13 protein-coding genes are annotated in these 12,714 nt (G+C 56.9%); 1 reads left to right on the forward strand and 12 read right to left on the reverse strand.

The features are described from left to right. Nucleotides 1–154: 154 nt before the first annotated feature. Both C6I21_RS01340 and C6I21_RS01345 read right to left on the reverse strand, forming a co-directional pair. Nucleotides 155–1,771: a pyridoxal-dependent decarboxylase gene (locus C6I21_RS01340; RefSeq protein ID WP_105957618.1), complete on the reverse strand. Its 1,617-nt coding sequence runs from the start codon at nucleotides 1,769–1,771 to the stop codon at nucleotides 155–157. Beyond that, complete coding sequence (locus C6I21_RS01345) at nucleotides 1,768–3,108, reverse strand: methyl-accepting chemotaxis protein (RefSeq protein ID WP_105957619.1); 1,341 nt, start codon at nucleotides 3,106–3,108, stop codon at nucleotides 1,768–1,770. Before C6I21_RS01345 ends, C6I21_RS01340 begins: the two co-directional genes overlap by 4 nt. A gap of 180 nt (nucleotides 3,109–3,288) precedes the next feature. Here C6I21_RS01345 and C6I21_RS16265 point away from each other — a divergent pair, with 180 nt between their 5' ends. Continuing rightward, nucleotides 3,289–3,438, forward strand: coding sequence for a hypothetical protein (locus C6I21_RS16265; RefSeq protein WP_181186027.1), 150 nt, complete (start codon nucleotides 3,289–3,291; stop codon nucleotides 3,436–3,438). Nucleotides 3,439–3,528: 90 nt separating this feature from the next. On the opposite strand, the gene C6I21_RS01350 is transcribed toward C6I21_RS16265, so the two are convergent. The 10 genes from C6I21_RS01350 to C6I21_RS01395 form a co-directional block, all read right to left on the reverse strand. Then, nucleotides 3,529–4,890: an amidohydrolase family protein gene (locus C6I21_RS01350; RefSeq protein ID WP_105957620.1), complete on the reverse strand. Its 1,362-nt coding sequence runs from the start codon at nucleotides 4,888–4,890 to the stop codon at nucleotides 3,529–3,531. A 31-nt stretch (nucleotides 4,891–4,921) separates the two neighbouring features. Continuing rightward, complete coding sequence (locus C6I21_RS01355; protein ID WP_105957621.1) at nucleotides 4,922–5,713, reverse strand: hypothetical protein; 792 nt, start codon at nucleotides 5,711–5,713, stop codon at nucleotides 4,922–4,924. Further along, nucleotides 5,710–6,486: an enoyl-CoA hydratase/isomerase family protein gene (locus C6I21_RS01360; protein WP_245411507.1), complete on the reverse strand. Its 777-nt coding sequence runs from the start codon at nucleotides 6,484–6,486 to the stop codon at nucleotides 5,710–5,712. Before C6I21_RS01360 ends, C6I21_RS01355 begins: the two co-directional genes overlap by 4 nt. 38 nt (nucleotides 6,487–6,524) lie before the next feature. Further along, entirely contained in the window at nucleotides 6,525–7,178 is a 654-nt protein-coding gene (locus C6I21_RS01365; protein ID WP_105957623.1) for a 3-oxoacid CoA-transferase subunit B, read from the reverse strand. Between the two features lie 13 nt (nucleotides 7,179–7,191). Beyond that, nucleotides 7,192–7,887, reverse strand: coding sequence for a CoA transferase subunit A (locus tag C6I21_RS01370; protein ID WP_105957624.1), 696 nt, complete (start codon nucleotides 7,885–7,887; stop codon nucleotides 7,192–7,194). Nucleotides 7,888–7,914: 27 nt separating this feature from the next. Then, nucleotides 7,915–8,871: a fumarylacetoacetate hydrolase family protein gene (locus C6I21_RS01375; RefSeq protein WP_105957625.1), complete on the reverse strand. Its 957-nt coding sequence runs from the start codon at nucleotides 8,869–8,871 to the stop codon at nucleotides 7,915–7,917. 13 nt (nucleotides 8,872–8,884) lie between these two features. Continuing rightward, entirely contained in the window at nucleotides 8,885–9,460 is a 576-nt protein-coding gene (locus tag C6I21_RS01380) for an NADPH-dependent FMN reductase (protein ID WP_105957626.1), read from the reverse strand. Next, complete coding sequence (locus C6I21_RS01385) at nucleotides 9,457–10,146, reverse strand: alpha/beta fold hydrolase (RefSeq protein WP_105957627.1); 690 nt, start codon at nucleotides 10,144–10,146, stop codon at nucleotides 9,457–9,459. The genes C6I21_RS01380 and C6I21_RS01385 overlap by 4 nt, the downstream gene beginning before the upstream one ends. Nucleotides 10,147–10,150: 4 nt before the next feature. Beyond that, nucleotides 10,151–10,873 (reverse strand): FadR/GntR family transcriptional regulator, encoded by a 723-nt coding sequence (locus C6I21_RS01390; RefSeq protein ID WP_181186028.1) that lies wholly within the window; start codon nucleotides 10,871–10,873, stop codon nucleotides 10,151–10,153. Nucleotides 10,874–10,950: 77 nt separating this feature from the next. Continuing rightward, nucleotides 10,951–11,832, reverse strand: coding sequence for a VOC family protein (locus tag C6I21_RS01395; protein WP_105957629.1), 882 nt, complete (start codon nucleotides 11,830–11,832; stop codon nucleotides 10,951–10,953). Nucleotides 11,833–12,714 lie beyond the last annotated feature (882 nt).

Genomic DNA, 12,714 nt, shown 5'->3' on the forward strand with positions numbered 1-12,714 from the left:
CGCCCAATATTCCCGCAGTGCACCGGCAGAGTCCAACTTCTCCATGCCGCGGCAGGCGGTTGAAAGCACGAGCGGAGGAGAAGCACTGCCAACAGAAACAAAAAGACTGCGGCAGTATGTTCTTCCATACCACGCAGTCTTTTTTATCGTCTTTTTACTCTCCCGGCTTATTTCCGGTCTCTGCGGCTTCGGCATACGCGCCTTCTGCCAGCAGATCGGCAGCCAGTGCGTAAAGCGTTTCTTCCGTCACGTGCTCCATGGCAAAAAGGTGGACGTAGTCCCGGCGCTCCCCGTTTACGTAGAGCGATTCACAGGAGAGCGAGTATTTTTCTACTACTTCTGCACTCGGCCGGCGGAAGCGGATCGTTAAGGAAAGCGGCGTCCGCTCCACCCAGAGGTCCAGCTCCAGTTCGGCTGCTACTTCCCGGAGCGCGTTTTCGGCAAACGAGGCGACGGCTTCGGCGCGGACGGCTTTCTTCCGCTGCTCGTGGTGCGGTGTCTGGGCGAGGTGATCCCACAGATACATGGCGCTGAAGCTGTTGCGGGAGCCGGCGAACGTCGTATCCGGCGACCCGATATACATCGGGTCATCCGGCGGCAGAAGCTGGAATTTCGTCTTCGTCATAAATACGCCGCCTGGAAAAGGCGATCCGAGCCATTTATGGCCGCTCATGACGATCGAATGCACGTCCGGAATGCGGAAATCGAAGCGGGGAAACGGCTGTCCTTCCATCTCTCCCCGTTCCATCGCCTGTTCGACAAACGGCATGTACGCCGCGCCGAGCGCGCCGTCGACGTGAAACCAGAATCCGTTCCGGCGGGTGGAGTACAGCCGGCCGTCCCGTTCGTACTCTACATCCCGCTCATACATGCCGTTTTCCTTCAGTACCGGTACCAGCTCCTCGACAGCTTCCTCGACGCGGTCATACGCACCTTTAAACGTGGTGCCGTAATTGAAGCAGACAAAAATCGGATAACCCTTTTCCACGAAAAAGCGGACGAGCTTGACGAGCGACGGCAGGTGGACACTTCCATCCTCCTCGGACGGCACCTCTTTCGGCCAGCCGCTTTCATCGATGTACTGGCTGGAGTAGCCTGCCGGATAATCCTCCGGAAAGCGGAGCGGACACGGATAGTTCCTGCTTCCGACTTCGGAAAACGTGTCGAAGGCAAGCACCCGCATCGCTTTGACGATCGAATAGTGCGTATCCTGGGAGAAAAATGCGACCGGCTGATACGCATGCGGCGACTGCGGCGCTGCCTCCGCCTGCTCGTAGTTCATGCCGTCCTCCACGCGCGCCGGACGCCCTTCCCGGCTGGCTGCTTCCGCACGGCTTTCTGCGTGGGTATCGGAAAGGAGCGTTTTCCCTGCGAGGTAGTCGCGTGCGTTCCAGATACCGTACACATTTCCCTCTGTACTCCCCATAGAGAGCGTGTATCCCCAGTAGGACTCGCCGTCCGTTGGATCGTGCGGCGTTTTCGCATGCCACAGTTCTGCGAAGTAGTCGAGGACTGCTTCCTCCATTTTCTTCGTGTTCATCGTCATGCTGCCGCGCGTAAACGGGTCCCCCGCATTGTTTAAGTGCATCTGCAGAAACGAGAACAGCTCCGGCGAGGCTTCCAGCTTCTGATTCACCTGATAGCCGAGAAAGTGGCTGCTCCGTTCCTGCATCTCCGAAAGCATCTGTTCATATACCGCTTCCCGTTCACTCCGGCTGATGCCTTCTGCCGGCAGACCGAATGCCGGGGCGGCGCGTAAAGAATAGCTCATCGGGCAGGCTCCTCTCCAATTTTTTTCATCAATCCTTCAACGGCCTCTACATTCCCGCTCCGGCCCCGTGCCGGGAGTTCGGTCACGAGCAGGCGGATTCTGCGGCCGTCTTTATGATAAAACTCCGCTTCATAGGCAGGCTGCTGCACGCCGGAAAGCGACGCTTCGGTATAAGCTTCCGCCTCGGCATTTTTCTTCCAGTCGGTTAAAAACGCCTCGTAGCTCTTCATGAATTCGTCCGGCTCATAGCCGAGAACGTCGCGGATGGAATCAGTGACGTATTCAAAAACGCCCTGATCATCGTGACGGTACGAAAAATACTCCGTCACTTCCGGGTTTTCCCCGGTTTCCAGCACCATTTTCCGGCCGGACTGATTTACCTGCGCCGTCAGTTCACTCATCTGGGCAAGTACTTCCTGGTTGGACGCTTCGTTCTGCGCGGTCATCGTATGAATCGTTTCCGCCGCCGCAGCCATTTCCTCTGCTGCAGCCAGCTGATTCTGCGTCGTATCTGTGATCTCCGATGCGTAGCTGCTTGCTTTCTGGACATTGTCTGTCACCGCATCGATGCCGTCCTCCACGTCATGGACGAGATCAATCATCCCGGAAAACGTCGTTTCCGTTTTCCCGACAGAGGCTGCCACCTGCTGCATGTCGCTCCGGCTCATTTTCGTTTCGTCAACGGCCTGACCGACAACGCTGTCCACGTTTCCGATCAGTGTCGTAATCTGCCGGGTCGCACCGGTCACATTTTCAGAGAGCTTGCGGATCTCGTCGGCGACGACCGCAAATCCGCGTCCATGTTCACCGGCGCGCGCCGCTTCGATCGATGCATTCAGCGCCAGAAGGTTCGTCTGCTCAGCGATATCATTAATCGACTGGATCATCGTTTGAATCTCTGCTGTCGATTCTCCCGCACGGCCGACGGTGTCCGAAAGCCTGTCAACGGCCGTCATCACCTGCTGCACCTGGGCAGCGGTCGTTTCCATCGATGTTTTTCCTTCTCCGGCCATCTCCGTCAGCTGCTTCACCTCTGCCTGCACCCTGCCGCTCCGGTCGGCTGCCGACTTCATTTCCTCTGCAACGCCAGCTGTGCGGTCGGCGGCGGATTCTGCATCCTGTGTAAACGACTGCATGCTCTCGTTCAGTTCACCGACCGAGGCTGCCTGTTCCGCTGTTCTCAAGGAAGCTTCCTCCATAATTTTATGCACGTCCTGCGCGGAGCGGTTCGTTTCAATAACAAGACTCCCGGTGCTGTCGATCAGCGTATGTATGTAACCGGTTCCTGTCTCCTCGTTTCCTGGTGCTGGTTTCGTCTTGAGCCATCCCATCAACATGCGAACACTACCTTTCTGTATAAATCCTTTGGACTAAAGGAAAGTATAATAATTCCATTCTATTTTCCTTCAGTGTAGCGCATTTTGTTATGAAAATGTCGAATTAATGCGTTTTCGGAATAGTAAATTATTATCATGTCTGCTCATCGCAGTATGTAAGTCGAAAGGTTCAGGTATATTATGATGAAAACGGTTTTTAGAAGAAGAAGAGCGCTGCCGGTAGAGGGAGAGGGAAAAGTGGGCGGAGACGTACGGACAGAGCGGAAAAAACCGGTAGTAGATGGAACCATGGGTGAACTGCCGCATCCCCTGACACACCTGCTTGGATGAAGCCTCGAATTTTTAAATTTCTTCAACTATAAAAAAATCCAGCTGCTATCCTATACCGATAGCAGCCGGGCTTTCCTTCTTTATATACTGTTACACGAGCCAGAGCTCATCGGGGTTGCCGTACTTCTCAAAGATGGCATTACGTGCTTCGTCTGCCTGGCGGCGGATGCGTGCGGTATCGACATCGACGAGGCGTCCGTCTTTCTTCCGGGCCACGCCGTTGACGTAGACGCTGTCGACGTTGCCGGTATGCGCGCACTGAACGATCGTGCCGATCGGATCGTTCAGCGGGAACATGTTAAAGTCGCTCGTCCGCAGCAGCAGAAGATCCGCCTGCTTGCCCGGCGTCAGGCTGCCGACTTTATCTTCGAGCTTCAGCGCCCGCGCGCTCTCGATCGTTGCCATCTCCAGAATTTCCCTTGCGGAAATGTGCAGCGGTGGCCCCGGCATTTCGCCTTTCGCGAGGAGCTGTTCATTCACGCGGGAACGCTCTGCCTGCAGCGCGAACTTCATCTGCGCGAACATGTCGCCGCCGGTGGAGGTGACGACGTCTACGCCGAGTGCCGGAGTAACGCCGTTTTCCAGAGCCAGACCGGTCGCCGGGTAGCCGTGTCCCATCATCATTTCCACTTCCGGTGTCACAGAAATCGACCCGCCGAATTCTGCCAGGAGTTTCACTTCCTCCGGGCTGACAGCATTTGCGTGGACGAAGTTCAGGTCCCGGCCGAGCATGCCGGCGTTATGCAGCTTTTCAATAGAACGGTCGACGCTTCCCCACGTGCCGAAGCCGAGGTGCATGCTGCAGACCGCATCCAGTTCGCGTGCGAGACGAATTTCGTCCATCGACGTGTCCCAGGAGCAGAACTCCGGTCCTCGGATCGAGAGACCGAGCGTCAGAAGCTGATCTTTGGAGGAAAAATACTTCTGTGCAATGTAGCGTGCATCCTCTGTCGTATTCAGCTCGCTTTCCCGGTTCCAGAAATCGCCGTCGCCGGGACATCCGTGGCCGAAAACGGCGCGGATCCCGGATTCCTGCAGACCGCGGATCATTTCTTCGGAGTGTTCGCGGGACATCGTCATCGACCAGTCATACAGCGTCGTCACGCCGGCGTCGAGCGCTTCGAGTGCGCCGAGCAGGTTGCCGATATAGTCGTCCTGCGGCCGGCGCATGGAGCCGATGTTGCCGTAGTAAATGCTGCCGAGATACTTCTGCAGCGACCAGTCGGCGCCGGTGTTACGGATGACCGATTCCCACGTATGCCGGTGGCTGTCGACAAATCCAGGCATCAGAATGCGCTCGGAGGCGTCGATCACTTCCGCGTCGCCCGCCTCAATCGACGGGGCCACTTCCACAATTTTATCTCCTTCAATCAGCACATCCCCGCGCTTCATGTCTCCAATTTCTGCATCCATCGTAATGACGACGGCTCCTTTGAACAGCATCTTTGTCATGACAATCACTCCTTCTGTAATGTAGTGGAACTCAGTTCTCTTCCGCTCCCGGGAGCGCCTCCCGGGAAATACTTTTCCAGTACAGGTCGATCGTGTAGGACAGGCCGAGCTGCTCTTGGATCTCGCCGAGCACCCGCTGACGCCAATCCGCGAGTTCCTCTATCCCGACTCCGGCACCGGTGGTGACAGAGAGCTGAACTCTCTCGTAATCCAGCTTCATTTTGTCGAGACGAATGTGCGGGACAGCGAGAATCTGAATCATGTCGCGCACGCAGCTGCTGGAGACGGTGATGCGGTCGCCGGCGGTGTAGACGGGTTTGACCATGAGAACTTCGGCGCGTCCGACACCGAGACGGATGACGAGCCTCCGGAACCAGCTTCCGGCGAAGGCGCCTCCGGCAGTGTCGGGGAAAACGGGAATGACGTGCAGGTTTCGGGCGCGCTGTATTTTTGCTTTATCGATTTCTTTTGGTGTCTGAAATGATTCGATGGCGAGCCACTCGATGTCCTCCGGGAGGCCGAGGCGCTCCTGGATGAGCCGGATCATTCTGCGGGATGTTCCGAGAATGAGCAGCGATCCGGGCTGGTGTTCTGTCAGCCACGCCTGAACTTCCCGGCGGTGGCTGTCGGAAAAGAACGTGGCGCGCTTCGTCGCTGAAATGACAGCGGTTTCATTTTTTGCCGTGCGGCCGGCGGCCCGCTTTTTCTCATGGATAAGGAGGCCGTCGTCGATCAGCGCTTCAATATTATAGCGGCGCATCACTTCCGAGGCGGTGTGACTCTTTCCGGTTCCGCTTTTTCCATACAGCCCGTAAAGTTTCACGAAAGCCCCCTCTCCTGGAAAGCAGGCGCCCGCTTGTCGCGGAATGCCGTACACCCTTCGTGAAAGTCCTGCGGATCGGCATAGGCCCACGCTCCGGCTTCTTCCGGCTGGCGGAACGACGGCACGGCCTGCTTGACTGCCTGAACCGAGCCGGCCGATAAATGAACGATCCGGTCGGCTGCGGCAAGCACGGTGCTGTCGAGCTCTGCCCGGCTCGTCACCTGGTGAAGAAGTCCGAGCTGGTGGGCGGTTTCGTGGCCGTAGATCGTACTCATCAGCACGAGCTCTTTCAGCCGGGCGGGGCCGAGATGGTACAGGATCCGATCGGTAAATGCGGGGCCGAGACGGATACCGAGCCGTGCGACCGGAATACCCATTTTCGTATGCTCCGTGCCGATGCGGAGATCGAAGGCCAGAGAGAAGATAAAGCCGGCGCCGTATACCGGCCCGTCGATCGCGCCGATGACCGGAATCGGCATTTCCTCATACAGAGCGATCGTCTCTTCCATCACTTGAAACGCGTCGTTTGCTTCGTCATTTGTCATCGAGCAGAATTCCTTGATGTCAGACCCTGCGGTAAAGTTTCCGGGGACGCCGCGGACGATGAGGACACGGCTTTTGCCGCGCTTTTTCACTGCCCGGGCGACATTGCCGAGCTCCTGCCACATCTCCCGCGTCAGCGCATTTCTCGCTTCGGGGCGGTTGATCGTGACGACGGCAATTTTCGCCCCTTCCTGCAGGGTGATTTTTCCGTCCGGCACACGCCGGATCATAATACGCACAGCAGCTCCTCCTTTCTATGTCTCCACACTCAGTAGCCGCCGGTTTTCAAATCCGGGGCGATGGCAAGCGGGGCTTCCGTTGCTTCCTGCACTGCTTCCGGCGTCACGCCTTCGGCGGTTTCCACGAGGACAAGACCGTCCGTGGTGACATCGATGACACCCATGTCGGTAAGAATCCGGTTCACGACGCCGCGTCCGGTGAGCGGCAGCGTGCAGCTTTTCCGGATTTTCGGAGTGCCGTTCCGGCTTACGTGCTCCATGATAATGAGTACTTTCTGCGCGCCGTTGACTAAATCCATGGCGCCGCCCATTCCTTTCACCGCTTTTCCGGGAATCATCCAGTTGGCCAGATCGCCGGTTTCCGATACTTCCATCGCTCCGAGAATCGCGAGGTCAATATGGCCGCCGCGGATCATTGCAAACGACTCGGCGCTGTCGAACAGAGCCGCGCCCCGGGACATCGTAATCGTTTCTTTGCCGGCGTTGATAAGATCCGGATCCAGCTCGTCTTCCTCCGGGTACGGGCCGATGCCGAGCAGTCCATTTTCCGACTGCAGCACGACCGGTGTATCTGCTTCAAGGTAATTCGCGACAAGCGTCGGCATGCCGATGCCCAGGTTGACATAAAAGCCGTCTTCAATCTCCTGTCTGGCCCGGGCGGCAATCCGGTTTCGTACGTCCATCTGCTCCGCCTCCTCAGCGTCCAGCCGCGGTCGTCCGCCGCTCGATTCGTTTTTCAAATGTGCCCGGAAGAAGCGCCTGGACATAGATGCCGGGCGTATGGATCTCGTCCGGATCCAGCTGTCCGGCGTCGACGATCTCCTCCACTTCAGCGATCGTATAAGTGCCGGCCGCTGCCATGCCCGGGTTGAAGTTGCGTGCCGTGCGGCGGTAGACGAGGTTGCCCATCGTATCCGCCTTCCACGCTTTAATGATGCTGACGTCGGCGGTAAACGCTTCTTCCAGAACGTATTCCGTGTCCCCGAACCAGCGCGTCTCTTTCCCTTCCGCAATCGGCGTGCCTGTTCCGGCCTGAGTATAAAACGCCGGAATACCGGCGCCTCCTGCGCGGATTTTTTCAGCAAGCGATCCCTGCGGCACCAGCTCCACATCCAGCTCCCCCGAAATCATCTGCCGTTCGAATTCTTTGTTTCCGCCGACATACGAGCCGATCATTTTTTTAATCTGTCTGCGGTGCAGGAGCCGTCCCAGCCCCCAGTCATCGACCCCGCAGTTATTGGAAATGACCGTTAAATCCGTGACGCCGGATTCTGCCAGTGCGTGAATAATGTTCTCCGGAATACCGACGAGACCGAACCCGCCGGCCATGAGGACAGAGCCTGATTGAATACGGGACACCGCCTCCTCCGGCGACTGCAGTATTGGCTTCATAGGAACCTCCTTTGCGGATACCTGCGCTTAAACGAACCGGACGGTGTTTTCCTGACGGCCGAGATCGATCTTCCCGTCCGCGGTCCGGATCTCACAGGTGATCACGTCGCCTTCCTTCAAGTAGTTCGGATTGTCCTTCTGGCTTTCATTTAACATTTTCACCTTTTTATCGAGCTTTTCAAACGGATTCAGCAGGGCGTTCATTTCATCGGCCTGAAGCTTCAGCGCGACCCCGCCCGGCGTGCCGGTTAATAGAAGGTCCCCCGGCTGAAAGTCCATCATGCCGGACAGTTCCACGAGCGTCTCCTCCGGCTTGTACAAAAGCTGCGACGTATTTGCCTGCTGGCGCACTTCCCCGTTCACCTTCAGCGTCAGCTCCAGATCATGCACGAGCGGCGCCTCCTCCGGATCAATCAGGTACAATACCGGTCCGACCGGACAGAACGTGCGGAGGCTCTTTCCTTTGAACCACTGGTTTTCCGTAAACTGCAGGTCCCGCGACGACACGTCATTGCCGATAACAAAGCCGGCCACATAATGCTTCAGCGCTGCCTCTCCGTCCGCCACCGGCCCGGTCAGTGCCTTGTGAAACACCAGCCCGAGCTCGATTTCATAATCGAGAAGCTCGATCGACTTCGGACTCTCAATGTCATGCTCCGGCCCGGTGACCGAGCTCGGCGCCTTCGTGAAAATCATATTGAACGGCGGCCGCTTCGCATCCAGACCGCCTTCTTCCCGGTGCGCCGAATAGTTCGCCCCCTGACAGACAATCTGTCCCGGCAGCGTCACCGGACTGAGAAGCGTTACCTCCAGCTGTGAAAACGGCTGTGCATGTTCCCGCGCTTCTTCAGCACGCTGTTTTCCGTCTGCCGCTAAAAAGGCGGCGAGCGTTTCTTCCGAAGCCTGTACGGGGTAAATCTGCCCTCCGTCCAGTACTCCCCAGTGGATTCCTTCTTTTTCATAGCGAACAATGCCAATACCCATGCTCCTGCCTCCTTTATCGATTGCCGTTGCCGGCCAGTTCCTCTTTTTTACGTTCCAGTTCCGCAAAGTTTACGTAATTGCCGACGACCATATCGAGAAATTCCACGGTGCCGGTGTCGGTGATCGATCCTTCATCGTCCATTTTCTGATGCACGGCGCCGATGAAGACTTCATTTCCCGGGAGCACTTTCGCTGCCATACCGGGTGCTGCGAGAATCTGGCGCAGATGCACCTGACAGCGCACCGTGCCGAGAAATCCCGGGCTTGCCCCTGCAATGAGCACCGGCTTGCCGGTCATGACTTTGTCGACGCGCGAACACCAGTCGAGTGCGTTTTTCAGCATGCCCGGCACGGAATGGTTGTACTCCGGCGTGACGATGAGAATACCGTCCGCTTCACGGATCTCTTTTTTAAACTGCTGCACCACTTCCGGCGGGTTCTCTTCGTCGTCCTGATCAAAATGAGGCAGCGACGCAATGTCTTTGATGTCAATATCCAGCTGATCCCGGTAGCGCTCCTGCATGAACAGGGCGATCCGGTGGTTGTAGGAATCCTCACGTTTACTGCCGACGAGCGCTGCGATTTTCATGATGTTTTTCCTCCTGTGATTTTGGTATAAAACTGATTTATTTCTTCTGCAAGAGCTTCCGGCTTCTCCACCATAATGAAGTGGCCGCAGCCCGGGATGGTCGTCGATGGTACGCCGAGTGCCTCCTGTGCTCCCGGCGGAAGGAGCCGGTCTTCCTCTCCGTAAACCGCGCGGACCGGGACCCGGAGCTTCTCCAGTGCTTCCCTGCCTCCCCGGTATTCACTGCAGGCGGCGAAATCGGCGTACTGCTGCGGAGTGTCGACGAGCGTCAGCGCCTCTTTTTCCTCTGCCAGCACGTCCGGATCGAGCTTATCGCTGTACGAAGCGTAGAACAATCCGTCCGGATATGTGCCGCCCCGGAGTTTGTCGAGCACTTTTTCGTGCACCGGAAGTTCCGTGTGGCTTGCAGCGAGCAGAACCCCGAGTACGCGGTCTGAACGGGCCGCTGTTTCCAGCGCAATCAGTCCGCCCATCGAATGCCCGGCGAGTACCGCCCCCTGCTCCGGAAGCCTTCCGGCAAGCCACGCTGCGTGTGACTCAATATCGGGCTCCGGCGGAATACCGGAACGGCCGGGCAGATCGACAAGCGCGTGCGGTGCACCGATATACGGCGTCGTTTTCCTCCACACATTGGAGGTTCCGCCTGCGCCGTGCAGGCATAAAAGGGGGATGGATGCATCAGTCATAGAATCACCTGCTTTCCTCTTCTTCGAGCAGCTGGACGACGGTTTCGAGCAGGTGTGTCATGGCGTGGTGGGCGGTATCTTCCTGTCCGCTGCACACCGCTTCCATGACGGCGCGGTGCATTTCGAGCGCCTGGGCGGTGCGGCCGGGGCTGTCGCGTTCCTGCTGCCGCCGGAGGGCTTTCATCGTTTTATAGCGGCTCTGGACGAGTCCGTACTGGAGCGTGCGCACGAGGCTTGCCATCAGCATGTTGTGCGAGGCGTCCAGAATGGCTTCGTGAAAATGGCCGTCCGCTTCGGCCCAGACCGTTTCGTCGTCTAAAGCATAGGTCAGTTTGTCGAATGCGTGCCGGATCGCCTCCACGTCTTCCGGCGTTGCGTTCCGTGCGGCGAGCTTCACGGCCGCAGGCTCCATTGCCATCCGTACTTCCGACAGCTGCAGAAGCACAGTCCGGTTGTCGTCGGCGCCGGCCGCCCAGCCGATGACGTCGGGGTCCCACCAGAGCCAGCTTTCCGGCTCACGCACGGCGGTGCCGGTCCGGGTGGAGGATTCGACGAGGCGCCTTGCGTGAAGGCCTTTGATCGCCTCCCGGACGACGGTCCGGCTCACGCCGCGCATTTCACTTAATGTTTCCACTTTCGGCAGTGTGCTCCCAGGCTCCCTCTCTCCGCACACGATTTCTCTTCCCAGCTCATGAAGCAGCTGGTCGCTTAAATTCCGCATAGCCATGTCAGCACTCCTCCATTCTCCACGTTTTTCCTGTTTCAGCATATCACGCGGAGCGTCTCCAGGCAGCCCGGCCCTTGTCAGACAAGCGCTTTTTCAAAGTCCACGCCCCAGAGAGAGAGGCATTCATCGGTGCTCCACACTTTCGGCTTCTGCGGGAATTCTTTGTGCCACGGGCGCGGGTCGAAAATGCCGAGCTCTTTAATGTACTTGTCCGCATCGGTGAACAGCTCAATCAGATTGCCTTCCGGATCATAGTGGTAGCAGGCGATGTTGTGGCCTGCCCCGTGGCGCGACGGCCCCCACTCCAGGTTCACCCCGTTCAACCGGAGGAAATCGAGCGTGGAGATAAGGTGCTGATAGTTGCGCATCTCCATCGCCAGGTGATGCATGCCTTTCGTTTCCGATGTGAAAAAGTTCAGTACGTGATGGTCGGTATTGCACGTCATGAAACCGAAGTAGTCTTCAATCCAGTCCGTATTGTGGAAACCGAGTTTTTTATAAAATTCGACTTCCTTTTTCGCGTCGGATACGCGGATCGACAGATGGCCGACTTTGTTCGGGAGAATGCCTTCTTTGTTAAAGCCGCGGTTTTCCCGCATCTCCATCGATGGATATAAATCAACGGCGTAGCCTTCCGGATCGGTGAACGTGAGAATATCCGGCGCTGCCGGGTCGCCGCCTTCGCGGACCGAAGCATCGATATCCAGTGTTTTCAGATGATCGATAATCTCGCTTAACGAATGCTCCGACACGTACTGAAAGCCGAAACGGCGGATGCCGGACTGATCGGACGGCGTAAGAATAATGTTATGATGGTCGGTCGAACTCGAAAAGTAAACGCTTCCATTTTTGTCCGTCTCTGTTTCCGTAAAACCGACGATCTCTGCATAGTACTGCTTCATCTTTTCCATATCCTGCACGTGAAAATCGACATAACCGAGCTTGAACACGTCGAGCACGATAACCGCCTCCTAAGAGAGAATTTTCTGACTTTAATTAATAATATTATATTATTTATCAACCGTCAACGGATTTCACTTATTTTTTGTAAGTGAATTGGTGCACAAGCCTGCGACCGGATCCGGAGTGAGCCTCTGTGTTGAGCAGATGGCTGCAGCGGTTTTCAGCTGCAGCAGTTGTTCAGCGGGATTTTCGACTATACGTTCACTTCAGTGAGGGGAATGTATCGTAACACCCGGTCCGACGTCCACAACGCAGGGGCCGACGTTCGTAACTCGGGTCCGGACGTGCACTTCGTTAAAAACGTACCACTTCTCCATCCAAAACATCCGTAACCAGGAAAAAAGGTCCGCTGCTCCCGAAAAATGTCCACTTCCTCAAAACCCAACCCCTCATCCACCGGCAGCTCCCCGCGCTGCCCCGCTGCCGGAACCACTCCGCCGTTCCGCACGAGGCCGGGTACTTTCGCGGAATGCGCTGGAAGAAAAAACCGGCCGCCACACCCAGGCGGCCCCTCTACTTCCGGACCGTGCCCCGTTCGCAAGCGGATGGCTGCGGCGGGAGAGGCCGCTGCCGGAACCGCGCCGTCGTTCCGTACGGACCGGGTGCGGCCACTGAATGCAGCAGAAAAAAACCAGGCAAAACCCGCCTGGTCTTAAAAGAATAGTGAAGTTTATTGAATGGTGTACCGTTTCCTGCCTGCACCTGCAGCCATGCAAACAGCGCCCGGCTGGAAGACAAGCTTCTGCCAGGCAGCATAGAAGTGCCCTATGACAAGAATGTACTGACTATGCATAAGAAGCGAATTTGTCTACAGTCTGAGCGGCCTCACTTAATTGTAAGGCCGCTGTTTTTATACAATAATTTTTAAAACATCTAAA

Source organism: Alkalicoccus urumqiensis, assembly GCF_002993335.1.
Taxonomy (GTDB): domain Bacteria; phylum Bacillota; class Bacilli; order Bacillales; family Salisediminibacteriaceae; genus Alkalicoccus; species Alkalicoccus urumqiensis.